27 protein-coding genes and 1 tRNA gene are annotated in these 25,817 nt (G+C 32.0%); 17 read left to right on the forward strand and 11 right to left on the reverse strand.

The genetic code is table 11. The features are described from left to right. Positions 1-236: 236 nt before the first annotated feature. A complete protein-coding gene (locus L3X39_RS14295; RefSeq protein ID WP_237232544.1) occupies positions 237-1,724 on the forward strand; it encodes a hypothetical protein in 1,488 nt (495 codons plus the stop codon). A 109-nt stretch (positions 1,725-1,833) separates the two neighbouring features. Here the strand turns inward: L3X39_RS14295 and L3X39_RS14300 are convergent, their stop codons facing one another. Further along, positions 1,834-2,781, reverse strand: coding sequence for a phosphoribosylaminoimidazolesuccinocarboxamide synthase (locus tag L3X39_RS14300; RefSeq protein ID WP_237232545.1), 948 nt, complete (start codon positions 2,779-2,781; stop codon positions 1,834-1,836). Then, entirely contained in the window at positions 2,782-3,735 is a 954-nt protein-coding gene (locus L3X39_RS14305; protein WP_237232546.1) for a PhoH family protein, read from the reverse strand. Between the two features lie 175 nt (positions 3,736-3,910). On the opposite strand from L3X39_RS14305, the gene L3X39_RS14310 reads away from it, so the two are divergent. The 7 genes from L3X39_RS14310 (at position 3,911) to L3X39_RS14340 (ending at position 9,684) form a co-directional block, all read left to right on the forward strand. Continuing rightward, positions 3,911-4,804 carry an SAM hydrolase/SAM-dependent halogenase family protein gene (locus L3X39_RS14310; RefSeq protein ID WP_237232547.1) on the forward strand — a complete coding sequence of 298 codons (894 nt, stop codon included), beginning with the start codon at positions 3,911-3,913 and terminating at the stop codon, positions 4,802-4,804. Positions 4,805-4,809: 5 nt separating this feature from the next. Further along, positions 4,810-5,106, forward strand: coding sequence for a putative quinol monooxygenase (locus tag L3X39_RS14315; protein WP_237232548.1), 297 nt, complete (start codon positions 4,810-4,812; stop codon positions 5,104-5,106). Between the two features lie 57 nt (positions 5,107-5,163). Then, the gene (gldF, locus tag L3X39_RS14320) at positions 5,164-5,883 is read left to right on the forward strand and encodes a gliding motility-associated ABC transporter permease subunit GldF (protein WP_237232549.1); all 720 of its coding nucleotides are present in this window, start codon (positions 5,164-5,166) and stop codon (positions 5,881-5,883) included. Next, complete coding sequence (locus L3X39_RS14325; RefSeq protein WP_237232550.1) at positions 5,880-6,365, forward strand: hypothetical protein; 486 nt, start codon at positions 5,880-5,882, stop codon at positions 6,363-6,365. Before gldF ends, L3X39_RS14325 begins: the two co-directional genes overlap by 4 nt. Further along, positions 6,358-8,025 carry a gliding motility-associated ABC transporter substrate-binding protein GldG gene (gene gldG / locus L3X39_RS14330; RefSeq protein ID WP_237232551.1) on the forward strand — a complete coding sequence of 556 codons (1,668 nt, stop codon included), beginning with the start codon at positions 6,358-6,360 and terminating at the stop codon, positions 8,023-8,025. The genes L3X39_RS14325 and gldG overlap by 8 nt, the downstream gene beginning before the upstream one ends. Before the next feature lie 84 nt (positions 8,026-8,109). Continuing rightward, positions 8,110-9,228: a DNA polymerase III subunit beta gene (dnaN, locus tag L3X39_RS14335; protein WP_237232552.1), complete on the forward strand. Its 1,119-nt coding sequence runs from the start codon at positions 8,110-8,112 to the stop codon at positions 9,226-9,228. Positions 9,229-9,306: 78 nt separating this feature from the next. Next, a complete protein-coding gene (locus tag L3X39_RS14340) occupies positions 9,307-9,684 on the forward strand; it encodes a nuclear transport factor 2 family protein (RefSeq protein ID WP_237232553.1) in 378 nt (125 codons plus the stop codon). A gap of 49 nt (positions 9,685-9,733) precedes the next feature. Here L3X39_RS14340 and L3X39_RS14345 read toward each other — a convergent pair whose 3' ends face one another. Both L3X39_RS14345 and L3X39_RS14350 read right to left on the reverse strand, forming a co-directional pair. Beyond that, the gene (locus L3X39_RS14345) at positions 9,734-10,072 is read right to left on the reverse strand and encodes a DUF4870 domain-containing protein (RefSeq protein WP_237232554.1); all 339 of its coding nucleotides are present in this window, start codon (positions 10,070-10,072) and stop codon (positions 9,734-9,736) included. Positions 10,073-10,255: 183 nt separating this feature from the next. Continuing rightward, positions 10,256-11,095 (reverse strand): universal stress protein, encoded by an 840-nt coding sequence (locus L3X39_RS14350; protein ID WP_237232555.1) that lies wholly within the window; start codon positions 11,093-11,095, stop codon positions 10,256-10,258. Between the two features lie 187 nt (positions 11,096-11,282). Here L3X39_RS14350 and L3X39_RS14355 point away from each other — a divergent pair, with 187 nt between their 5' ends. The 4 genes from L3X39_RS14355 to L3X39_RS14370 all read left to right on the forward strand — a co-directional run bounded on the left by L3X39_RS14355 (position 11,283) and on the right by L3X39_RS14370 (position 14,687). Beyond that, complete coding sequence (locus tag L3X39_RS14355; RefSeq protein WP_237232556.1) at positions 11,283-12,050, forward strand: DUF3108 domain-containing protein; 768 nt, start codon at positions 11,283-11,285, stop codon at positions 12,048-12,050. Between the two features lie 4 nt (positions 12,051-12,054). Further along, complete coding sequence (locus L3X39_RS14360) at positions 12,055-12,426, forward strand: FUSC family protein (RefSeq protein WP_237232557.1); 372 nt, start codon at positions 12,055-12,057, stop codon at positions 12,424-12,426. A 126-nt stretch (positions 12,427-12,552) separates the two neighbouring features. Next, positions 12,553-13,605: a M28 family peptidase gene (locus L3X39_RS14365; protein ID WP_237232558.1), complete on the forward strand. Its 1,053-nt coding sequence runs from the start codon at positions 12,553-12,555 to the stop codon at positions 13,603-13,605. 71 nt (positions 13,606-13,676) lie between these two features. Next, positions 13,677-14,687: a M28 family metallopeptidase gene (locus L3X39_RS14370; RefSeq protein WP_237232559.1), complete on the forward strand. Its 1,011-nt coding sequence runs from the start codon at positions 13,677-13,679 to the stop codon at positions 14,685-14,687. Between the two features lie 56 nt (positions 14,688-14,743). Here the strand turns inward: L3X39_RS14370 and L3X39_RS14375 are convergent. From L3X39_RS14375 to L3X39_RS14385, 3 genes are all read right to left on the reverse strand, one after another. Further along, a tRNA-His gene (locus L3X39_RS14375) sits at positions 14,744-14,819 on the reverse strand. 89 nt (positions 14,820-14,908) lie between these two features. Further along, positions 14,909-15,631 (reverse strand): bacillithiol biosynthesis deacetylase BshB1, encoded by a 723-nt coding sequence (bshB1, locus tag L3X39_RS14380; RefSeq protein WP_237232560.1) that lies wholly within the window; start codon positions 15,629-15,631, stop codon positions 14,909-14,911. A 41-nt stretch (positions 15,632-15,672) separates the two neighbouring features. Continuing rightward, positions 15,673-17,079, reverse strand: coding sequence for an MATE family efflux transporter (locus L3X39_RS14385; RefSeq protein ID WP_237232561.1), 1,407 nt, complete (start codon positions 17,077-17,079; stop codon positions 15,673-15,675). A 198-nt stretch (positions 17,080-17,277) separates the two neighbouring features. On the opposite strand from L3X39_RS14385, the gene L3X39_RS14390 reads away from it, so the two are divergent. Further along, positions 17,278-17,937, forward strand: coding sequence for an HAD family hydrolase (locus L3X39_RS14390; protein ID WP_237232562.1), 660 nt, complete (start codon positions 17,278-17,280; stop codon positions 17,935-17,937). Between the two features lie 3 nt (positions 17,938-17,940). On the opposite strand, the gene mscL is transcribed toward L3X39_RS14390, so the two are convergent. Beyond that, a complete protein-coding gene (mscL, locus tag L3X39_RS14395) occupies positions 17,941-18,381 on the reverse strand; it encodes a large conductance mechanosensitive channel protein MscL (protein ID WP_237232563.1) in 441 nt (146 codons plus the stop codon). A gap of 214 nt (positions 18,382-18,595) precedes the next feature. On the opposite strand from mscL, the gene L3X39_RS14400 reads away from it, so the two are divergent. Both L3X39_RS14400 and L3X39_RS14405 read left to right on the forward strand, forming a co-directional pair. Further along, positions 18,596-19,195 carry a SatD family protein gene (locus L3X39_RS14400; protein ID WP_237232564.1) on the forward strand — a complete coding sequence of 200 codons (600 nt, stop codon included), beginning with the start codon at positions 18,596-18,598 and terminating at the stop codon, positions 19,193-19,195. Continuing rightward, entirely contained in the window at positions 19,192-19,917 is a 726-nt protein-coding gene (locus L3X39_RS14405) for a DUF3307 domain-containing protein (protein ID WP_237232565.1), read from the forward strand. The genes L3X39_RS14400 and L3X39_RS14405 overlap by 4 nt, the downstream gene beginning before the upstream one ends. Here L3X39_RS14405 and L3X39_RS14410 read toward each other — a convergent pair. From L3X39_RS14410 to L3X39_RS14420, 3 genes are all read right to left on the reverse strand, one after another. Continuing rightward, entirely contained in the window at positions 19,904-20,776 is an 873-nt protein-coding gene (locus L3X39_RS14410) for an FkbM family methyltransferase (RefSeq protein WP_237232566.1), read from the reverse strand. The genes L3X39_RS14405 and L3X39_RS14410 overlap by 14 nt on opposite strands. A gap of 13 nt (positions 20,777-20,789) precedes the next feature. Continuing rightward, complete coding sequence (locus L3X39_RS14415) at positions 20,790-23,975, reverse strand: cytochrome c biogenesis protein CcsA (RefSeq protein ID WP_237232567.1); 3,186 nt, start codon at positions 23,973-23,975, stop codon at positions 20,790-20,792. A 75-nt stretch (positions 23,976-24,050) separates the two neighbouring features. Continuing rightward, complete coding sequence (locus L3X39_RS14420; protein WP_237232568.1) at positions 24,051-24,443, reverse strand: group III truncated hemoglobin; 393 nt, start codon at positions 24,441-24,443, stop codon at positions 24,051-24,053. A gap of 59 nt (positions 24,444-24,502) precedes the next feature. On the opposite strand from L3X39_RS14420, the gene L3X39_RS14425 reads away from it, so the two are divergent. Both L3X39_RS14425 and L3X39_RS14430 read left to right on the forward strand, forming a co-directional pair. Then, positions 24,503-25,270: a Rossmann-like and DUF2520 domain-containing protein gene (locus L3X39_RS14425; protein ID WP_237232569.1), complete on the forward strand. Its 768-nt coding sequence runs from the start codon at positions 24,503-24,505 to the stop codon at positions 25,268-25,270. Then, positions 25,251-25,781, forward strand: coding sequence for a KdsC family phosphatase (locus L3X39_RS14430; RefSeq protein ID WP_237232570.1), 531 nt, complete (start codon positions 25,251-25,253; stop codon positions 25,779-25,781). Before L3X39_RS14425 ends, L3X39_RS14430 begins: the two co-directional genes overlap by 20 nt. The last annotated feature ends 36 nt before the right edge of the window (positions 25,782-25,817 follow it).

Genomic DNA, 25,817 nt, shown 5'->3' on the forward strand with positions numbered 1-25,817 from the left:
CAACACTGTATATAATTTATTGCTTGGTCCTAGCCTACTTACGAAAATCCTTGCGGATTTTCTATTCGGTTTTTATTTGTTAACTTAGTTGCTTAACCACACAACAAACCATATACAATACCGATAAGCGCAACTTCCAAAAAACATAAAAATTCCACCTTAAAATAAATTATTTACAGCTTGTAAAATGGATACTCTTTTTTCGTACTTTCGGTCGAATTTTTAATGAATTTAACATGAAAAAACTGATTTTACTCTCTTTAGGGTTGCTGTTGTATAATTTTGTTTCGGCACAAAATCAAACAACATTAAAAATTATAGAAAGCGCCGAATATAATGACGAGGTTACGGCTAACGATATTCTCGCCATCCATACTACTAGCACTGGTTTTACTGGTGTTGTTAGAGATAGCAAAAAAGATATTCTGTTCGATATTTTTGATGCTAATCTCAACAAAGTGTTTTCAAAAACCATAGACAGTGACAGAAAAGAAACATTTGTTGGAGAGGTTTTTTATGGTGATGAAATTAAATTTTTTACGGTTTACGCTCCCGAAAAAACAGAACGCATTGTGTATTGCCACACGTTTAATTTACAAAACAAAACAGCTACTAAAGAAAAGCTTTTTGAAACCACTGTAGAAAAAAGTCAGGAGCTTTTTTCTGGAGGTAATAAGCGTCAAACTAGTTTTGCGATGTCTCCAAACGGCAATTATTTTGCGGTTGCCACAGATAATATCAAGAAAAATGCAAATTCTTATACCGTAAGGGTTTTTAATGCTTCAAATTTAGAGTTGGTTTTTGAAAAAGCGTATCAAGAACATGAAGAACGCTTTTTTCAGCATAACGATTTAGCTATAGATAATGATGCAACGGTTTATTCACTCGGGAAATTATATATTAAAGGGCGTTCAGAAAAAAAGAATGGAGAAGCCAATTACCAGTTTGTGTTAAACAAATTATCACAAGCAGATACGAATGCAATTACTATTGATTTGGCAGAAGAACATATTTTGTCGTTAAACATATCAATGGTATCAAATCAACTTAATTTATTAGGCTTTTATTCAGAAAAAAATGTCTTTAAAATAAAAGGTGGATGTAATTTTATTATCGATATGGATGCTTTTGCTGTAAAGTCTAAAAAGATTTATAAGCTACCCATAGAAATCTACGAAGACTTATATGGCGAAGATAAAGCCGATAACAAAAAGGATAAAGAACTGTCTAACTTTTATGTCGATTATGTTTTAAAGGACACCAACGGCAATACCTACGTATTGGCGGAAGCCTTTTATGTAACTCAAACCTACGTATCTACTGGTTATGGTGTTACTATGGTTACAACACCTCATTATGACGATATATTAATTTTGAAGTTTGATGCTCAGGGTGAATTAAATTGGGGAAGAAGTGTATTTAAAAAATCGACCAGTCCTTCATACAATGCATTTTTAAAAGGAGACGATTTGCATGTTATTTTAAATTCTGGAAAGAACCTTCTCGAGAAAAAAGATGGACGAACTAAAGTATCTAAAGGTATATTTGAATCGTCAGCACTTTATGACTTTGTATATACTTCAAATGGCGAAGTATCGTATAACAAAATACAAGATAATAGTGGAAATACCTACTACGTACCATTTTACGGGACTTATGAAAACGACACTTTTATAATGACGAGTGATGGTAAAAAGAAAAAACAGTTTATGATTTTAAAGTAAGATTTTTTAAATCTTTAGAACCAAGAAAAAGCACAAAAAAAGACCTAATTATTAGGTCTTTTTTAGTTTATATATGTATGTAAATTAGAAATCGCTCTAACTATACTATTTACTTTAAATACTTTAAAACATTCGCTTCAATACGTTTTTGAATATTACTAACATCTGCTTTAATAAAGGTTTCGCCAGTAATGTTTTCGTATAATTCTATATAGCGTTCGCTAACGGTTTCAATGTAATCGTCACTCATAAAAGGTACCGTTTGTCCTTCTAAGCCTTGAAAATTATTAGCTATTAACCATTGGCGTACAAACTCCTTACTTAACTGTTTTTGTGGTTCACCCTTCTCTTGACGTTCTTGATACCCGTCAGCATAAAAATATCGTGAAGAATCTGGAGTGTGTATTTCGTCTATCAAAACAATTTTTCCGTCTTTTGTTTTCCCAAATTCGTATTTAGTGTCTACTAAAATAAGTCCTCTAATAGCCGCAATTTCTGAACCTCGTTGGAATAACTTTCGTGTGTAATCTTCAAGCACTGCATAATCTACTTCACTTACAATACCACGCTTTAAAATGTCTTCGCGAGAGATATCTTCATCGTGATTTCCCATCTCCGCTTTGGTTGCTGGAGTAATAATTGGTGTTGGAAATGCATCATTCTCTTTCATACCTTCTGGCATAGGCACACCACAAAGTATACGTTTACCTGCTTTATACTCACGCGCAGCATGACCACTCATATATCCACGAATAACCATCTCAACTTTAAAGGGTTCGCACAAATACCCTACAGCTACATTAGGGTCTGGAGTTGCAGTTAGCCAATTAGGAACCAAATCTTCAGTAGCTGCCATCATTTTAGTAGCAATCTGGTTTAGTATTTGCCCTTTATAAGGAATGCCTTTGGGCATCACCACATCAAAAGCTGATAACCTATCGGTAGCAATCATAACTAATTGCTCGTTATTTATATTATAAACTTCTCTTACTTTCCCTTTATAAACACTTACTTGTCCCGGAAAATTAAAATTGGTATCTATTATGGTGTTACTCATTTACTCTCTGTTTTCAATGCTTTTATAAGCTTCAATAACCTTTTTAACTAATTTGTGGCGTATTACATCTTTATCATCTAGAAATATCATACCTACACCGTCAACATTCTTTAAAATTAGTAATGCCTCTTTTAAACCCGAAATGGTTCTGCGTGGTAAATCTATTTGCCCAGGATCACCTGTTAGTAAAAACTTCGCATTTTTTCCCATACGGGTTAAAAACATCTTCATCTGCGCATGGGTCGTGTTTTGGCCTTCATCTAAAATCACAAAAGCATTATCTAAGGTACGTCCACGCATAAAGGCTAAGGGTGCAATTTGAATCGTTCCGTTTTCTATGTAATGCGCTAGTTTTTCAGCTGCTATCATATCACGTAATGCATCATACAATGGCTGCATATATGGGTCTAACTTTTCTTTTAAATCCCCTGGTAAAAACCCTAAGTTCTCCCCTGCTTCTACCGCTGGACGCGTTAAAATAATACGCTTAACCTCTTTATTTTTTAAGGCTTGAACCGCTAGAGCAACTCCCGTATAGGTTTTACCTGTACCAGCTGGTCCAATAGCAAAAACCATATCGTTTTTACGCATACTCTCCACCAACTTGCGTTGGTTTGCTGTTTGTGCTCTAATTAATTTACCACCAACACCATGTACTATAACCTCGCCACTTTGTTTCGAGGTTGTATAGTCGTCACTACTTTGACTTGTTAAAACACGTTCAATAACATTTTCATCCAGTTTATTGTATTTAGCAAAATGTGCTAAAAGCATGGTAATACGGCGATCAAACTCCTCTAGGAGGTCTTCATCTCCAAAGGCTTTTAATTTATTTCCACGAGCTACAATTTTAAGTTTTGGGAAGTATTGTTTAAGAAGTTCAATATTGGCGTTTTGGGCTCCAAAAAACTCTTTCGGAGTAATTTCTTCAAGTTCGATACTAATTTCGTTCAAAGGCGTAAATTTAATTTATGTTTACATTGATATTTTAAAAAATACTGTTGATAACACTACATATTTTTCATGGAAAACATAAAAATGAAAACGAAAATTTTATGTAGGTTTGTTAAAACTCAAAAATACCAAATTTGGGTGACCTAGCGTTAAAAACATATCAACAATTTTGCCAATGGCGATAATAACATTAACAACAGATTTTGGAGAAAAAGATCACTTTGCTGGCGCAACAAAGGGCGCTATCTATAGTGAGCTTCCCAATGTTAAAATTGTTGATATCTCGCATTCTGTTTCGCCGTTTAATATTCCTGAGGCTGCCTATATTATTCAAAATGCATACCCGAGTTTCCCTAAAGGAACGATTCATATCATTGGTATTGATTCCGAAATAAATCCTGAGAATAAACATATTGCCATTAAGTTGGATGGACACTATTTTATTTGTGCCAACAATGGTATTATGAGCATGATATGTTCTGAAATTGCACCCGAAAAGATAGTTGAAATTAACATACACGATAAAATACAAACCAGTTTTCCTGTTCTAGATGTATTTGTAAAAGTGGCGTGCCATATTGCGCGTGGTGGAACTTTAGACGTTATAGGTAAAACGATTTCTGAAATTAAACCCATTAAGAACATCGTGCCTTATGTAAATGATGATAAAACTCAAATAATAGGCAGTGTTATTTACATAGATAATTATGGTAATGTGGTAACTAACATAAAACGAAGCTTTTTTGAAACCATTCAAAAAGGGAGAGATTTTGAAATTTCAGCACGCAACTATACCTTTAAAAAAATATACCAAAAGTACAGTGATATTGTTAATTTTGAAATTCCTGAAAATAAAAGACATGATGAAGGTAGACGACTCGTGGTTTTTAATTCTGGCAATTTTTTAGAAATTGCAGTTTATAAAAGTAATAGTGAAACCGTTGGAAGTGCGTCAACTCTTTTAGGGTTAGGTTTGATGGATGCTATAAGTGTGCATTTTATTTCAACACCTATCATTCCAAAAGGTATAGAGGTACCTGAAGATGTTTCAAAAGCAAATGATTATTAAAAAATATGCTGATTAGAATAGTAAAAATGGGATTTTACAAACAAAATATTGAAAGCTTTCTTTCAAATTTTAATGAATCCAAACAACAAATAAGAAATTTTGAAGGTTGTCAATTATTGGAACTGTATAGAGATAAAAACGACCCAACTGTATTTTTTACTTACAGCCATTGGGATAATGAAGAGCATTTAGAGCTTTATAGAAAATCGAAACTATTTTATAATGTCTGGTCTAAAACAAAACCGCTTTTTAGCAAACCAGCTAAAGCATGGAGCGTTGAAAGACTTGAGAAGCTTGAATAATAAAAATTCATTTAGAGTAAACCGAATAAAAAACTTATTTAACTTTTAATTAAATTAATGCTAGCAATTTTAAAAAAAGAAATCAATTCATTTTTTGCGTCTCCAATAGGCTATTTAGTCATTGCTATTTTTTTAGTTTTAAATGGATTGTTTTTATGGCTTTTTAAAGGTGAGTTTAATGTTTTAGATTTCGGGTTTGCAGATTTATCGTCATTCTTTTTATTAGCCCCTTGGATTTTAATATTTCTTATTCCAGCAGTAACGATGCGGAGTTTTTCAGATGAAAAAAAACAAGGTACTTTAGAGCTATTGCTTACAAAGCCTATTTCGCATATAAATATTGTACTTGGAAAGTATTTTGGGGCTTTCATTTTAATTTTGATTGCATTATTACCTACTTTAATTTACGTGTATACCGTTTACCAATTAGGAAACCCTATTGGTAATTTAGATATGGGAAGTACTCTCGGGTCCTATTTTGGATTGTTATTTTTAATTGCGGCTTATACAGCTATTGGTGTTTTTGCATCTACATTATCTGATAATCAAATTGTTGCTTTTATATCTGCTGTTTTTATTTGTTTGTTGTTTTACATTGGTTTTGAGGGAGTTGCAGACTTTACTTCAAGTGATTTTATAAATCAATTAGGAATGAGTACACATTTTAAAAGTATGAGTCGTGGTGTTCTTGATACAAGAGATATTATATACTTTATAAGCATTACTGTTTTCTTTTTAATACTAACGAAACTAAATATTAACAAAGAAAAAAGATGATTTATACACCCTTATTTATTGTTTTTTTAGTTGCACTATTTATATTGGTTTGGCTGTTTACAAATACCATCGATAAACGTAAATGGTTAAGTTTTTTAATAAGTTTGGTGTTAACACCTATTGTTTATTTTTACGTGTTCTACCCCTTATTAAATATATTTAGTAGTTATCATCACCAGAAATATTTTGATGCTGAAGCTTGGACAGAAAAGCCCGCTTTACGTTACGAAATGAGTGGTAACATTATTAGGGATAGTGTGTTTTTTGGAAAAACTAAAAGCGATGTAGAACGTGTATTAGGAAAACCTGAATGGTTTGGATGGGATGATAGCATTAAAGCGAATTCGCCTGAAAAATGGAATTACAATTTAGGTTTTAAACCAGGTGCGCTAAATAACATGCAGGAGTGTTTAGAACTCGTTTTTATAGACAATAAAGTACAATCAACAAATCAATATCAATTAGAGCAGACTTTTGAATAAGACACTAAAACACATATTAATTCTTATCGTAGCTATCATTGCTATAAATGTTATTAGTAGTAAGGTTTATAAGCGATTTGATTTAACTTCAGATAAACGTTACACCTTAAGTGAATCGGCTATAGATATTATCAAGGATATTGAGTCACCAATTGTGATTGATATATTTTTAGAAGGCGAAGACTTTCCTTCGGAATTTAGACGACTGCAAAATGAAGCTAAACAATTACTCGAAGAGTTTTCATCTAAGAATGGCAATATCATTTTTAACTTTATTAACCCGCTAGAAGATGATGCTACGCGTGAACAGAATATTAGGCAGTTAACACAACGTGGATTAACACCTATGCAATTGAGTGTTCAGGAAAACGGGAAGTCTTCCCAAGCTATTATTTTTCCATGGGCTTTGGCCAGCTATAACGATCAAACGGTGATTATTCCGCTAGTAAAAAATAAAATAGGTGCTTCTCAACAAGATTTAGTTAGCAACTCCGTACAACATCTTGAATACGCTTTTGCAGACGGATTTAGCAAACTAACTCAGCCCAAAAAGCGTAAAATCGCTATTTTAAAAGGGAACAAACAATTAGAAGATAAATACATTGCTGACTTTGTAAAGAAAATTGGAGAGTACTATTTTATTGCCCCATTTACTTTAGATAGTGTGTCCTCTAACCCACAAAAAACATTAAATGATTTAAATAATTTCGATTTAATTATATCGGCGAAACCAACAGAGCCTTTTACCGAAGAAGAAAAATTAGTTTTGGATCAGTACACAATGAACGGCGGTAAAAGTTTATGGCTTGTTGATGCTGTCGCTATTGAAAAAGATAGCTTATACAACGATACAGGGTCAAACTTCGCTATTACGAGAGACCTAAATTTAACGGATTTCTTCTTTAAATATGGTGCGCGCATAAATCCAGTTATAATAAGTACCCTATACTCTGCTCCTATTACTTTGGCCATGGGAAGTGGTAGCGATTCGCAATTTCAGAACTTAAGATGGCCTTATTCTCCATTAGCATCTACAGGAAATAATCATCCCATTACTAACAATCTGAATTTAGTACGTTTTGATTTTGCAAATCAAATTGACACCCTTAAAAACGACATTAAAAAAACGATTCTTTTAGAAACTGCTCCTTTAACAAAATTAGAAGGCACTCCGCGAGAAATCAGTTTAAGTTTAGTGACACAGGAACAAGACCCTTCAATCTTCAATAAAGGCAATCAAACGCTTGCTGTGTTGCTTGAAGGTGAATTTAATTCAGTTTACAGTAATCGTATAAAACCTTTTAAACTATCTGAAGAAAAAAACATAAGTCCTTCTACAAAAATGATAATCATTGCGGATGGTGACATTATAAAAAACGATGTTATTAGAAACACTCCACAAGAATTGGGATTTGATAGATGGACAGGACAAACTTATGGAAACAAAGAATTTTTATTGAATACCGTTAATTACTTGCTAGACGATAATGGACTTATAAACATTCGTACAAAAGAAATAACGGTGGCGTTTTTAAATCAACAAAAAATAGCATCGGAAAAAATCAAGTGGCAGCTGATAAACATTGTGCTGCCATTAGTATTATTAGGTCTATTTGGGTTTGTGTTTAATTACTTCAGAAAGAAAAAATACGCCTCCTAAATGTTAATAAGTTTGTTTCGAAATATAGACTGATTGGAATATATTTGTAGGTAGCATAATTACAATTAAAACTAAGCTAAACGCATGAAATTTATAGTATCAAGTACATATTTATTAAAACAATTACAAGTATTAGGTGGTGTTATTAACAACTCCAACACCTTACCTATTTTAGATAATTTCCTTTTTGAATTAGACAAAACAAAATTAACTGTATCAGCAAGTGATTTAGAGACCACTATGGCATCATCCTTAGACGTTGAAAGTGACAGTAAAGGAAGTGTAGCTATACCAGCGCGTTTGTTATTAGATACTTTAAAAACCTTTCCAGAGCAACCCCTAACTTTTGTAGTTGAGGATAATAATACCGTTGAAATTAGCTCAAATCATGGTAAATATGCGTTGGCTTATGCTAATGGAGCTGAATTCCCTAAAGCTGTTGCACTTGAAGATCCAAGCAAAACGGTGGTAACAGGTGATGTTTTGGCTACGGCTATTAGCAAAACTATATTTGCTGCTGGAAATGATGACTTACGTCCTGTGATGAGTGGTGTATTTTTTCAGTTTTCAACTCAAGGCTTAACTTTTGTTGCTACCGATGCTCATAAATTGGTAAAATACACACGTGAAGATATTAGTGCTAATCAAGCTGCAGAATTTATTATGCCCAAAAAACCATTAAATCTTCTAAAAGGGATTTTGGCTGCTAGCGAAGATGATGTGATTATTGAATACAACGAATCTAATGCTAAATTCACCTTTGAAAATTCAGAGTTAATTTGTCGATTAATTGATGGAAAGTATCCAAATTATGAAGCAGTTATTCCGAAAGAGAATCCAAATAAATTAGTTATAGACAGGAATCAATTTTTAAATTCAGTACGTCGTGTGAGTATTTTTTCTAATAAAACAACACACCAAATTCGTTTAAAAATTGCAGGAGCAGAACTTAATATCTCTGCTGAAGATATTGATTATAGCAATAAAGCTGAAGAGCGTTTAACATGCGATTATCAAGGTGATGACATCCAAATTGGATTTAATTCTCGTTTTTTAACTGAAATGTTGAATAATTTAAGTTCTGATGAAGTTCAATTAGAAATGAGTATGCCCAATCGAGCAGGTATTTTAACACCTATTGACGGTTTAGATGAAGGTGAACAAATTACTATGTTGGTTATGCCAGTGATGCTTAACAACTAAAAATATTAATAAAAATAGTTCTATAATAAAAGTCGATAACCCCAAGTTATTGACTTTTATACTTTTTAACCGTAAATCATGAATAAAAAAGAGATAGCACAAAAGTATCTTCATTTTTTAGAGCATAATGAGATAGATAATATTATAACCCTTTTTAGTAAAAATGGACTTGTAACATCTCCTGTTTATGGAATAAAAAAAGCGCGTACGTTTTATAAAAAACTATTTGAAGATACCACTAATTCTAAATTGACATTAAAGGGGATTTTCGAAGACAATGACTCTAATAAAATAGCTATTTATTTTAATTATAACTGGACATTGATTGATAATTCCTTTGTTGAATTTGACGTTGTAGATATTCTTGAGTTTGATGCAGACAATAAAATAAAACATCTGAATATTATTTACGATTCCGTAATAACACGCCAATTAGTTGCAAACCTTAATAAATAAAAAAGCTCACCAAATGGTGAGCTTTTTGTTTTATCTCGTTCTAACTAAACTAACTAATAAAATTAAGAGATAAAGGGTATTTTGGTGTTTCTCCATTACTAGCTTTTATAGCATTAATAATGGGAAATATTATAGAAATGATTCCTAAAATTAAAAAACCTAATAGGCCTAATCCAAAAAGTAAAATTAACGGTATACATATAATAAAATAAAGAATTAAACTTAATTGGAAGTTTACTATATTTTTTCCATGGTCATCCATTTTATATACCTTTTCTTTTTGTGTAAGCCAAAGTACTAATGGCAATATTAAGCTTCCAAAACCAGTAATTAGACTAATTAATTGGCTTAAATGGGTAATAACGATTAATTGGTTGTCTTGTCTCATGATGGTAATGTTTTGATTGATACTTATTTGACGCATCAAAACAAAAAATGTTACAAATTTTATGTTTCCATCTCAAATATTCTACTTTTTGTTGAGCATTACATTATTCAACAACGTTGCATTACAACATATTGCTTTCATTACTTTACCCTTTAATACAATTAGATTCCTTTATGGTTTTATTCAATGTTGCTTTAATACCAAAAAAGGAATATCAATTTTAAAAGCGAATGTCTCAACGACATGTTTAGAAAATAGTCTTTCTAAAAAAGAATGCTTTTTACTTAGCATCGCAATGATTTTTACATCATTAGATATTATATAATCATGAATCGTTTTAAAAACATCTTTGTCTTCTAAAGGCTTTCTATCCACGGTAACTTCAATGAAATTTTCTTTAAAGAAATTCATATTCTCGATTCGTTTCTCTTCAAAATTGTAATCCTCTATCACATGCAAAACTTTTAGTTTTGCTTTAAAATTTGAAACTAAGTCTATTAATATTTTAAAGCTTTGAGCAGCGTACGATGTAGAAAAACTACAAGAAAAAGCAACAGTGTCAATTTTTTTAAATTTGCAGGTGTCAGGAATTGCTAAAACTGGAACGTTACACCGTTGCATAACATGTACCGTATTACTTCCAAAAAGTATTTTGTTTAAACCCGAGGCGCCCTTGGTACCCATGATTATCAAATCCACACTATTCACTTCACAGGTTTGGTTTATTGCATCTATAAAGTTGTCATAATCAACAATAGAATAAAACGTGTGGCTTTTATTCTTATACTTTTTTTTCAACTGAGAAATAATATTCGAGATGGATCGTTTTGCAGCATCAACAAGCGTATTGTAAATGGTTGCAGATGAAGATACCGTCATTAAATCATCAGAAATAAATGATGATGCTTTCTGAACATTCATTACGTAAAAAGAGCAAGTATCATGTTCTAACAATTTCACCGCATAATTAATGGCATTAATTGAATTCTTTGAAAAATCTGTGGGTAACAAAATGGTTTTCATCTATAGATAAATCAAAATTATCTAGTAAATGTAACTTCCGTAATTATCTAAAACTATGACATTTATCAGGTATCAAAATAAACCACTTTCTTTAAGAAAAGAAAAATTAGTATAATTATTTAAAGCATTGTATTTTTCGGCACAATAAATGTAAAATAACACGTTATAACCCAAATAAAAAATTTATATGCAGCGTATTCACCTTTTGTTGACTTTCTTAATTACACTAACCACACATGCTCAAAATAATGCCTTCATTTCAGGCGAAAAACTTGTTTATACGGCTTCCTATAATATGTCTGGAATTTTAACCGACATAGCACAAGTCACTATGGAAACCAGTGAAGTAAAAACTTCTAAAGCTACTCTTTTAAGACTAAAATGTACTGCTACCACATACAGCAAATGGGATAATTTCTTTAAAATTAGAGATTTATATGAAAGCTATGTTAATCCAAAAAATTTAACGCCCTACATATACAATCGAGACATTAATGAAGGTAGTTATTACAAAAACATGAAATATACCTTTAGCCATAAAACAAATACAGTTAAATCGATTCAGAAAAAAAAGAATAACAAAATAGAAAACAAAACGGTTAATATTAGTGCTGGTACAAAAGACATTGTATCAACTATGTATAACATCAGGTTATTTGATTTTGCAAACATGGTAAAAGGAACAACCAAAACTTTCGTTATTATATTTGATAGAAGAGAGATAAACGGACAGATTACCTTTTTAGGTAAAGAAACCATATCAACAGCTATTGGTCAGAAAGAATGTTATAAATTAGCTATTGGCTCAAGTGAACCGGATGTACTTCAAGGTAAAAACAGTAATTTTTTGTGGTTAACGGCTGATGCAAATAAAATTCCTGTTTATGGTAAATTTAAAATACCTGTAGGAAATGGAGAATTAAAAATAAAATCAGTATCAGGACTAAAAAATTAAATAAATGAAAAAACTATTTACAATTTTAGCATTAGTTGCATCTGTTGTGGCAATTATATTTTCTGTTTTACCTATTTCAAATTTGGCTATTTTTCCAGCTATAGCAGCCCTTATTTTTGGTCTGATTGCTTTTTACTTATCAAAAAAATCAGGCAACGTTAAAAAAATTATTCAATTTACTTTTTTGTTAACCATAATGGCGCTTTCAATAACCATATATAAAGCTCTTTTTACAAAGACTGAAGTAGCTAATACTGAAACACTTGAAGCTACTGAAACAAAACTTGAGGAGGAAGCCATTGAAGAACTCGAGGAATTAGAATTTGACGATATAGAAATTGAAGATGAATTGGAGAATATTTCTGTTGATGAGTAAGTAATTTCTTCAATATTTGTATATTTGCCAATAAGATTATTTTGTTGTACTAACATACTGAAACGTTTTCTTGCCCCGGGAATATTTTCATTGTAGGTTACATGGGATTAAAACCTATTAAAACACATGAAAACTTTTTTTATTCTCTCACTCTTCATACTGGTAGGTACATGCTCAACCCCAAAGTACAGTGTTAAAGTTGAAAACTTAAAAAATAGTATTGAACTTGTTGATAGTACATTAGTCATCAAATATGCTAACACTATAACTTCAGATGAATTAAAGACCCATTTATATAAATTTTCGTCTAAAGAATTTTTAGGAAGAAAAGTAGGCGAAGTTGGTCAGAAAAAAGCATCTGAATTTTTAAAATCTTATTACCAAAAAGAAAGTATACAATCGCCTTATGGAGGAGATAATTATTATCAGTTCATCCCTTCAAATTTCTTTACAAAAAACATAAAAAGCACAGAGAATGTTTTAGCATATATAGAAGGTACAGAAAAACCAAACGAAGTTATTGTTATTTCAGCTCACTTAGACCATTTAGGAATTTCGGATAACGGCGAAATATTTCAAGGCGCTGATGATGATGGTTCAGGTACTGTGGCTATAATGGAAATGGCACAAGCTTTTAAGATAGCTAAACAACAAGGAGAAGGTCCTAAAAGGAGCATTTTATTTCTTCATTTCACTGCTGAAGAAATAGGAAAACAAGGCTCTGAATTCTATACTGAACACCCTGTATTTCCCTTAGAAAATACGGTAGCAAATCTAAATATTGATATGATTGGGCGTATTGATGATTTACACAAAAGTGATAAAGACTATATATACCTAATTGGTTCCGATAGACTAAGTAAAGAACTTCATTACATATCGGAAAAAGTTAATAGTAGTTATTTTAATATTAATCTAGATTATAGATATAACGTAATAGGCGAAAGCAACCGATATTACTCAAGATCTGACCATTATAACTTCGCAATTCATGATATTCCTGTTATTTTTTACTTCAATGGTGAACATAAAGACTATCATCAAACCACTGATACTCCTGACAAAATAGATTACCAATTGCTTGAAAAACGCACGAAGCTAATTTTTGCTACGGCGTGGCAAATAGCCAATCGGGAACATCGTGTTGTTATTGATGATGAAAATGAACTGTTAAATTAGAAATAAATATTGTGTTCTCCTCTTACATTTTTGTAATATAGCACTGTAAAAATTATTTAAAACTTAAAGACTTGAAAAAATTAGCTATTCTTTTATGCACTACACTTTTATTGACTTCTTGTAGTTCATCTCAAAATAAAAATAAAACTCAAAAAACAGTAACCCCAGAAACTTACGCAAAAACCATTACTTCAACTGAGTTAAAAGAAATGCTCTTTACATATGCTTCGGATGAATTTGAAGGTAGAAGAACTGGAGAACCAGGGCAAAAAAAGGCGATAGAATACTTGAAAAGCCAATACGTCTCTGCTGGAATTCCTTCACCAATAGCAGAAGGTGATTATTTTCAGGAAATACCAGCTTCCTATTTTAAAGGAGATACAAAAGATTCTGAGAATGTGTTAGCCTATATAAAAGGTTCTGAAAAACCTGAGGAGGTTATTGTTATTTCAGCACATTTAGATCATATTGGTGTATCAAAAAATGGTGACATCAATAATGGTGCTGATGATGACGGGTCTGGTACGGTGGCCATTTTAGAAATTGCAGAAGCTTTTAAAGCAGCTGAAAAAGATGGGAACGGGCCTAAACGTACAATTTTATTTCTTCATGTTACAGGTGAAGAAATTGGACTTTATGGTTCGCGTTATTACGCTGATGAAGACCCCATTTTCCCATTAAAAAATACCGTAGCTAATTTAAATATTGATATGATTGGACGCGTTGATTCTAAACATGAAGAAAAAGGTAATTATCTTTATTTAATAGGGTCAGACAAATTGAGTAAAGAATTACATAAAATATCAGAAGAGGTTAATAAAAAATACTTTAACATAGAGTTTGATTATACTTATAATGATGATAACGACCCGAACCGGTTTTATTACAGATCCGATCATTATAACTTTGCAAAGAACAACATTCCAGTAATTTTCTATTTTAATGGTACGCATGCTGACTATCACAGACCAAGTGACACACCTGATAAAATTAATTACGAATTTTTAGAAACCCGTACACGTTTAATTTTTCATACTGCTTGGGAATTGGCAAATAGAGAAGAACGTATAAAAGTGGACTAAAAAGTCTATTAGAAATACAAAAAAGCCTTTCAATTTCTTGAAAGGCTTTACTTTTTGGGTGGAAGACCGGGCTCGAACCGGCGACCCTTGGTACCACAAACCAATGCTCTAACCAACTGAGCTACAACCACCATGTAGCATGCACTAATAATGCGAGTGCAAATGTAATTTATTTCAATGGTATCTACAAAGACTTTTTTAATATTTTTAATGAAGTTTCTCTACTTCAAATCGAATAAACTATCTACAGCTACATAACGTTCAACAGTGAAACCTTCGGCGTACTCTACACCAACCATTCGTCCTAAATCTCTCGCTCTGTACTTGACGCTGTCAGTAAAATTTTTACTTGATATAGGCGTTTCTGGTTCTTTACTTTTTTCATCATAAAACTGCGTTTTATAAGCTAATACCGATTTCATTTTTAAATCCATAAATTCAGAAATATCAACAACTAAGTCCGGTTGCAAATTTTTCCATTGAATATAATGATAGACCTGTTTCGGTCGCCAAGGTTCTTGCCAACCATCGCTATCTTCTACCTTTGTATCAATTTTAAGTAGTCCGCTCAAAAAACAAGCGTCACTCACTAATTTACTACCTTTTGCATGATCTATGTGCCTATCGTCAATAGCATTACAAATCACAATTTCTGGTTGATACTTACGTATCATTTTGATAATTTCTATTTGATGTGATTTATCATTCACAAAAAATCCATCAGCAAATTCCATATTAGTACGCATACTAACCCCTAAAATTTTAGCTGCATTAAAAGACTCTTCATCTCTCGTTTCTGCAGTGCCACGAGTTCCTAATTCGCCTCTAGTTAAATCAATAATTCCAACTTTTTTTCCTTTGGAAATTTCTTTAGCCAATGTGCCAGCGCAACCCAATTCAACATCATCAGGGTGTGATCCAAAAGCAAGAATATCTAATTTCATTTAATTACCTTTATATTATCGAACAATTTACAAATATTCGGTTACACTTCTACAGTTTTCCACTTTCCTTTTTTAAACCAAACTATAGCAACAATGGCGATTATAATTTCAGCTAAAGTAATAGCCCAAAAAACACCTGCAGGTCCAAAATCCAAAATAATTGCCATTAAGTAAGCAAAGGGCAACTGTAACAACCAAAAACAGACAAAGTTTATATAAGTTGGCGTTTTAGTATCACCTGCTCCATTAAAGGCGTTTATTACCACCATTCCATAACCATAAAAGATGTAGCCAGCTGCTATAACCCGCAAACATAGACTACCATATTTTACAACATCGGGAGTTGAGTTAAACAATACAATAATCTGTGGTGCAAAAACCAAATAAAATATAGAAACAAAGCCCATAAAAATGGCACTATATTTTCCTGTTTTCCAAACCGACTGTTCTGCGCGTTCTGGCTTTTTAGCGCCTAAATTTTGTCCCACTAATGTAGCCGCAGCATTACTCATGCCCCAAGCAGGCATTAAAGTAAACATCATCACCCGAATAGCTATAGTATATCCTGCCAATACTTCGCTACCAAACTCGCTCATAATACGCATTAAAAATACCCATGAAGAGGTTCCTATTAAAAATTGACCAATACCACCTAGTGATACTTTAATTAAATTTAGCATTACACCTACTTGCAGTACTAAATCTTTTACGGCTATTTTTATTTTACTAAACCCAAAAAATAAAATCCCCAATTGAAATAGAACTGCTGTACCTCGACCTATTGTAGTCGCAATGGCAGCACCTTCAACACCAAAAGCTGGCACAGGTCCAAATCCAAAAATAAAAATAGGGTCAAGAATTATATTAAGTCCGTTAGATAGAACCAGCGTCCACATAGCCACTGAAGCATCACCAGCACCTCTAAAAATAGCATTAATTAAAAACAGTAGCATGATAGTTACGTTACCACCTAAAAGAACTCTTGTATAACCATACCCTTCTGCTATTAAGTCAGGTTCCCCACCCATTAACCCTAATATTTCTTTAGGATATAAAATACCTATGACGCTTATTATCGATGCAACGAAAACACCGAGAAAAATAACTTGTACCGCAGCATTTGAGGCGCCTTTTAAGTCCTTCTCGCCTACGCGTCGTGCAACAACTGCTGTAGCCGCCATACTTAAACCAATGGCTACTGCATATACTAAGGTAATTACTGATTCTGTTAAACCAATGGTAGCCACGGCGTTAACACTTACTTGCGAAACATACATGATATCTACTAAGGCAAAAATAGATTCCATAAGCATTTCCATTATCATCGGAATAGACAACATAAAAACCGCCTTACGAATACTGCCAGAAGTAAATTCCTGTTCTTTACCAGTTACCGCTATTTTAAAATATTTGATGAATTGTTTTAAAGAAATTTTATTTGATTGCATTTTGATTTTTTTAAACGTAATAATTTACCAAACACGTAGAGCGTTTAGCATTTGTATTGCCCGAGAGAACCTCGATGCTAATCCGGAAGTCAAATTAAACAATCATAAGGCACAAATATTGAAAAAATTATTGAAAACTACAAAATAGATTTTTATGGCATTAACTTCATTTCCTATATATTCGCAAAAAGTTTAAAAATGCTAAAAGCCGTTATTTTTGATATGGATGGCGTTATTATAGATAGCGAACCTATGCATATTAAAGCCTACAATGATATGTTTAATGAAGTTGGAATTGAAGTTTCAACCCAACTTTACGAATCGTTTACAGGACAATCTACCATCAATATTTGCAAACGTTTGTGCGACCATTTTAAACTTAAACAAACACCCGAAGCTCTAGTTGCTATCAAACGAAAACATTATAAGCAGTTTTTTGATAGCAATTCAGATCTTGCCCTTATTGATGGGGTTTTTGATTTAATAAAAGATTATCACAGTAATGGTTTAAAATTGGTTTTAGGCTCTTCGGCTGCTATGACGAGTATTAACCAAATTTTTGATCGTTTTGATTTAAACTCATATTTTATTGCAAAATTTAGTGGAGGTGATTTAAAACAATCCAAACCTCATCCTGAAATTTTTATAAAATCAGCTCAAGCAACTGGTTTTAAAAGAGAAGAATGTATGGTAATTGAAGATTCTACTAATGGCATTCTAGCGGCAAAAGCAGCAGGTCTTTTTTGCGTGGGCTATGACAGTTTTCACTCCAAAAACCAAGATTATAGTAGGGCTGATTTGGTTATAAAGGATTTTAAGGAAATTGCTTTTGATAAAATCCAACCTATTTTTACTTAAATATTATTTAGTTTTTAAAAGCTTATTCTGCTCCTCCATTAACTCAGTAAGCTTGGATAGTAGCTCGATATCTTTTGGAGTTGCTACGGTTTTATCTTTTGTGTCTTGAGCTTTAGTACGTAGTCTATTCATAAATTTAACGACAATAAAAACAGTAAAACCGATAATAAAAAAGTCTAAAAGAGCTTCACCTAAAGCGCCATAACCAATAGCTACCTCATCAGTACTTATAGTATCGTCTACATTTTTAACAGCTTCTTTTAGGATGATTTTTTTATCTTGAAAGTTAACACCATCCGTTAGTAATGATAATGGTGGTAGAAATACTTTTTTTACTAATACATCAATTACTTTGTTAAAGGAAGCGCCTATTATAATACCTATAGCCATATCCATCATATTTCCTTTTACTGCAAATTCTTTAAACTCTTTGAATATTTTCATAATTAGTTTTTTAATAGTTGACTTAGCAAATATATTAGTTTGTAATAATCATTTTTAGTGCATTCAAAAGAAAAACCAATTTTGTATTTATTGACGTAATGATCACTTATATGATGCTTTTTCATAATTATTATTGATTTGGGTAATAATTTAAAATATTACCTTTTTTGGTAATAATAAAAAATATTACTATATTTGGTTATATTTAAAAAAAATGATTGCAATAATAACAGGAGATATTATTAATTCTAAAACCAGCGACCCAAAAATATGGTTGCATGCTCTTAAGGGCAGTTTAAATCGTTATGGATTGGAGCCCAAAGTATGGGAAGTTTTTAGAGGTGATAGCTTTCAATTGGAAACAAAGCCAAAACAGGCTTTAGAAGCTGCTTTTTTAATAAAAGCTACCATAAAACAATTTAAAAATATTGACGTTAGACTTGCTATTGGTATAGGTGATAAAACTTATGAATCAGAAAAAATAACAGAATCCAATGGAAGTGCTTTTGTTAATTCTGGAGAATGTTTTGAAGGTTTAAAAAAAACAACGCTTGCTATAAAGTCTCCTAATGAATCTTTCAACATTACAATGAATTTAATGTTCGATTTAGTGTTATTAACTATAGATAGTTGGACGGCAACCTCAGCAAAACTTATTAAAACGGCTTTAGAAAACCCTGATTTAAATCAAGAACAGCTTGCTAAACTTTACGGCTCTACGCAAAGCAACATTAGTAAAGGGCTTAAACGTGGCGGCATTGATGAAATTTTAAAACTATTGTACTATTACGAAACCCAAATAAAAAAGATATGATAGCCTTATCAATTAAATTAATACTCGCCCATTTTATTGGTGATTTTTTACTGCAACCTCAAAAGTGGGTGCTTCATAAAGAAACACATAAGCATAAGTCAAAATTCCTATATTGGCATATTTTAGTGCATTTTGTTACCTTAATTTTAGTATTACAAGTAAACTTTAAATATTGGTTAGGTATTTTAATTATAACCATTTCTCATTATATCATCGACGTTATAAAACTTCATTTAAAACCTAAATTAAATAATAGACTTCTATTTGGGTTAGACCAACTTGCACATTTCATAATAATTGCCTTAGTCGTTGGTATTTATGAACCCTATGAGTTTAATATAGAAATGCTTTACCATCCTCAATTCCTTTTACTAATTACAAGTTTATTAGGGATAACCATAGTTTCTTCCATTATAATGAAAACCCTTATATCCAAATGGGATTTAAAGGAATTTACCGAGGAAGCTTCTCTAGAAAAGGCTGGTGCTTATATTGGCATGTTAGAACGCCTGTTTGTGTTTGCCTTTATAATTACACAACACTGGGAAGGTATTGGCTTTCTAATCGCCGCAAAATCTGTATTTAGATTTGGAGACTTATCTAAAGCAAAAGACAGAAAGCTTACAGAGTATATTTTAATAGGAACGTTATTGAGTTTTGGTTTAGCCATTTTGTTTGGAATAGGCTATGAATACGTCTTGAGCTTGATTAGTAGCCAATAAAATCTTTGGCAATTTCTATAAACTGTGTAACTCGACTTTTAGGCACCATCACATAATCACACCTATCTAAATCCGAATGAATACCTATCTCCTTTATTTTATCAAATCGTAGCAATAGCTTATTTTGCTTAATTACTCTGAATATTTCGTAGTCTAAGTTTCGTAATAGTTCCTGAATCTTATTTTGTCTTTCTATTCTAAAAGTGCTTAAGTCATTATACACTGGTAAAACTTCCATAAGAATTATTGGTTCGTCTTTAGCAATATCTTCTTTAAAGCTTTTTATAACTTCCAGCTCACCACCTTCAACATCTATTTTTAAAATAGAAATTTTATCAAGATTAACTTTGTCTTTTAAATCTTTATAATCGAAAAGTGGGATATACGTCTTCTTTTTTTCTTTATGCTCTTCACGAAAATTTCCAATAGATGATGCAGAACTATCAACGATAGAATCATTCATAAAATGTAATGTACCTATTTCAGTTTTGTTTGAAATACCAACTGGAAGAATTGTTGTATTTTGAAAGTTATTTACTTGTATTAACCTCTGTAAATAATTAATACAAAAGGGATTGGGTTCAAATCCTATATAGTTTATTTCGGGGGAAACACTTTTTATTTTTAGTAAAGTTTGCCCAGTATTAATACCTACATCAATAAAGCTTTTACCAGAAATTGAGAAAGCAATTTTTAATACATTTATCATCCATGGTTCAGAAATATATAGATTGGAAGAACCCACATCATTAATTACTGGGACAATAAATTTTTTATCATTAATCCTTATCGTTTTGCTAAAATTAAAATATTTAAAAATTTTTAACTTATTTAAAACTTTTACTAATATTTCATTCATAACAAATCTTTAATTATTTCTTATAATATTTAGCATAACCTCTATATCCAAAAAATCCTAAAATAGCTACTAAAACGCAAGCAATACCAATAAACTGTAGACTTACAATTTGATCACCACTCGCATAACTGTGTAAACCTGCCAGATAGAAATTAACGCCAAAATAGGTCATCATAATACTTGAGAAAGCCACAATAGACATAAGATTAAAAAACCAACGACCACGAAGCCCTGGAACCAATCGCATATGGATAACAAAAGCATAAACCATAATACTAATTAAAGCCCAAGTTTCTTTTGGATCCCAACCCCAATAGCGTCCCCAACTTTCGTTGGCCCACATACCACCCAAAAAGTTTCCTATTGTAAGCATAACTAAACCAACTGTAAGTGCCATTTCGTTAATAATGGTTAGTTCCCTTATGTTAAGCTCCATTTTTTGTTTATTCTTTTGGGTAGTAAAAATCATTAAGAATAACGACACGACTCCTAAAATCATTCCTAAAGTAAAAGGACCATAGCTCGCAACAATAACAGCCACATGTATCATGAGCCAATAACTATTTAAAACAGGCTGTAGGTTTGCAATAGCTGGATCCATCCAATTCCAATGTGCAATCATTAAAATCATTGACGTTACAAATGCAGTTGAAGCTATAGTTAAATCACTCTTTCTTCCAAAGGCTAATCCAAAAAACATAGTTGCCCAAGCCACATAAATCATAGATTCGTAAGCATCACTCCAAGGCGCATGACCAGAAATATACCAACGTGTAATTAAACCTAAGGTATGTATTATAAACAACCCTAAAATTATATACTTAAAAATGGTTATCGCTAAATTTATAAGCTTACTGTGCTCTTTAAATATTTGAATAATTAATAAAATAAACAACAAGGTACCAGCATACATATACCAACTAAAAAGCTTCTTGAATATATCGTATTTATTGTAAAGCACTTCTGTTTTTACTTTATCATCACTCAACATCACATTACTACCAAATTTGTTCTGTGTTTTATTAAACGCTTTCAACAACTTTGATGCTTCAGAAAAATCACCAGTTTTTTTTGCGTTGTTTAATGTATATAAGTAAACTCCAAAACCATTTTTTATAAAATTAGCGTAGAGAGAATCTGATATTTTATAATCACCCTGTTTATAATCGTAAGTAGAAATCCATTTATTATTATCGTCATTAGGAATTGGGAATATTTTTAAAGACATCCCTTCTATGGTATTATATAGTAAGTTTACACGTTGGTCAGTTTCCTTAAATTCTTTTTGAAAACCATTCGGGACTTGAGCTTTGTAAGCTTCGTCTAAATAAGGAGCCAACTTATACTCTCCTCTATCCGAAAAGAAATCAGCTAGTACAGCATACTTTTCGGTTTTACCAATACCTATTATTTTTCTAATAGAATCCCCTTTCTTTGGTTTTAAATATATGATTGGGACATTATACCATAACATAGGACTCTCTTGGATAGATAAAAACACTTGGTTTGCATCAAACTCTTCATAAGTATCATATTTACTTAACTTTCGAAGCATTTCAGACGCATACGTGTTTACCGGCATCATACGTCCGCTAAGATCTTGAATCACTAAATGTCCAAATTCATCAGCATGTGCTTTTGGTGTAATATTCGCTCTTAAAATAGAATCAATTTGCGCTTTTGTTGGTTTAGAATGGTCATGGCCATCATTTTCAGAATGTGTTTGAGAGAACATATTCAACCCAAAAAATAAAGCAATCAAAGTGAATACTTTTGCCTTTTTAGCTTTTACCCTTTCTAGTTTTTTCTTTAAATCACCAAAACGTGAATGCTTACTAAACAAAATAGCCATCAATCCAAAATAAAGCATCATATAGCCTATATAAGTGATTAAAGTGCCCCAATAATCATGATTAACCGATAGAATTGTTCCTTTTTCATCGGGATCGAAACTCGACTGAAAAAATCGGTATCCACGATGGTCTAGGATATTATTCATATAGATTTTATAATCATAATCGCCTTTGGTTTCATCTAAAACAGTCACTTCACTGGAATAAGCCGAATAACCTCGTTCAGTTCCTGGATAACGCTCCGCTTCAAAATCGTTTAATTTGATTGAAAACGGTAACTCTAAAACTTTAGAACCATATTTAAAAGCAAACTCTAAACCACCTACTTTAATTTCTTTATAGTTATTGTTCATTCCCTTCCCTCCTAGTAAACCAATACTTTTACTTTCGCCATTGGTAGTTACTTTTAATACTACACCATCTTCATCATTTTTAAGTAATTGTGATTTTTGAACAATGTCAAAAATACCTTTTACTACAGGTTTTGGAAACACTATTTGCATATTCCCTATCACATATCTTGAGCGTAAATAAAGTGGCTGTAGACTATCTTTAACAAGCGTGCCTTGTGCTCTGGTAGCCATAGTCATATACTCTCCTTCAAAAGGTGAATTAATGCTTAAAGAATCGCCTTCGTAAATAATGTTGATAGCACCTTCCGTAGGTTTATTTAAAGCAAATAAAACATTATGAATACTAGATACTTGCCCTACTTTTAAAAAGTGATTATGTGGTGCTCCATTACCAGCTTCAACAATTTTTAAATATGCTTCACCATTTTCATCAGGTATGATATCTTCTTCAGCACCAACAATAAATTTTTCTAACTCAATCGTTACTGGCTGTTGGTTGTATTCAGTTTCAACTTTAAAATCGTTTTCTAATCGCCCTGAGAAATCTACTTCTTCTTCAATCACGCGCATTTGATTAACCCCATCTATCACAAAATCTCCATAAATATTACCCGATATATATGTTTTCTGAGATAGGAACTTATTTTCGGTAGCACCTTCACGTATGGCCATCATGCCTTCAAAACTAACATAGCGTGTAATAAAAGCACCAAGCAAAATGAGTATGAATGCCAAATGCAAAGTAAAAGTTGCCCACTTTTCTTTTTTATATAATTTAAACCTAAAAACGTTACCGATAAAATTGATAATAAAAAACACCATAATAGCTTCAAACCACCATGCATTATATATTAGATTTCTGGTATAAGGCGTAGGTGAAGTATCTTGTCCTGCGTCTAAAAATGTACCAGTTGCCATGGCAGCGGCAAAAACAATAAATAAAATAGCGGTAAGTCTTGTAGAGAAAAGAATTTTGGCGAGTTTTTCTTGCATAATCATAGCCCTTTTAAGGTCGTGCAAATTTACGCATTAAAGTTTATTTTGAAGTGTTAAAGTATTCAAAAAAGTCTATCCTTTTTTTCTTGCTTCAAATATTTTTAAATAAAGAAAAGTACCCATTTTTCTAGCACGTCGTTTTGCGTTTTCAGCATAGTCACCTTCAAAAAGCTCGTCTATGGTTTGAAACCAAAGATTTAACCATAAACCAAAGTGTAATTCGGTAATTGTATGGTTGTTTTCTTTATCAACTTTCACATGTACATCTAATGGGTTACCTGTATATCGTGTTTTTAAAAACAAACTAGACTCCCAAAATATTGTAAGACGCTCCAAGTGTTCGTCCCAGTCTTTTATAACATCATTAAAAAACGGACCTAAAACATCGTCTTTCCTAACTTTTTTGTAAAAAGTTGAAACCAACAAAAACACATCTTCTTTACTTTTAATATCTTTCTTTTGCATATAAAACAAAGATAAAACATTTGGTTTCTTTATAGCGTAATATTAACTATTTTAGCAATATGATTTCAGTAGTAATTCTTGGCGCAGGCAATGTGGCAACCCATTTATTCAAAGCTTTAAATGATGCAAAAAAAACATCTGTTATTCAATGTTTTAATAGAAAAATAGATGCTTTAAATTCATACAAAAATAATGTAGACATTACAGATGATTTGAACCAACTTAAAGAAGCTGACATTTATATTTTAGCCGTTAGTGATGATGCCATTGCAAGTCTATCCCAACAACTCCCTTTTGAAAATAGACTGGTGGTTCACACCTCCGGTAGTGTTAGCGTTTATGATTTAGATAAAAAGCATAAACGTGGTGTCTTATATCCATTACAAACATTCAGCAAAGAAGTAAAAATGGATTTTAAAAATGTGCCTATTTGCATTGAAACGGTGGATAAAAAAAGCTATCCGCTTTTAAAAGAACTGGCTGTGAGTATAGGTAGCCCAACAAAAAGAGTTAATAGCGACCAACGTAAAGTGTTACATTTAGCCGCCGTATTTGTTAATAATTTCACTAATCAGTTATACAGAATAGGACATGAAATTACTGAAAGCGAAGGCGCAGAGTTTGATTTATTAAAACCGCTAATACTTGAATCTGCAAAAAAAATTCAGGACGTATCACCCTATATGGCACAAACGGGGCCTGCCAAACGAAATGATAAAAAAACCATTAACAAGCACTTGAAAATTTTGAAAAACGACCAACATAAAGCGATTTACAAACTACTAACAACCTCGATACAACACACCCATGGAAGCAAAAAGTTATAAAGAATATTTAGAACACATAACTACTTTTATTTTTGATGTTGATGGTGTTTTAACCAATGGAAACGTAATGATTACCACTGAAGGTGACATGCTTAGAACTATGAGTGTTAAAGATGGTTATGCTATTAGAACTGCCATAAATGCTGGGTTTAATGTTTGTATAATATCTGCAGGAACCAATGAAGGTGTTAGAATTCGGTTAAGTGGCTTAGGGGTTCAAGACGTTTATTTGGGAGCTCACAATAAAATGGAACAGTTGCATGATTATATTGATAAAAGGCATGTGAAACCTGAAAATGTACTTTATATGGGTGATGATATTCCTGATTTTCTTGTGATGAAAAAAATAGGTTTACCTTGTTGTCCGCAAGACGCCGTTCCAGAAATAAAAAGTATTTCAAAATATGTTTCACATAAAAAAGGAGGCAAAGGTGCTGTGAGGGATGTTATTGAACAAGTGTTGAAAGTACAAGGAAAATGGGGCAGCGATTTTAGTGGTAAAATTGATTGACAACTATTATTTTTTATTATCGTAATCATTGGAAAG

This window comes from Flaviramulus multivorans, assembly GCF_021728415.1.
GTDB lineage: Bacteria > Bacteroidota > Bacteroidia > Flavobacteriales > Flavobacteriaceae > Sabulilitoribacter > Sabulilitoribacter multivorans.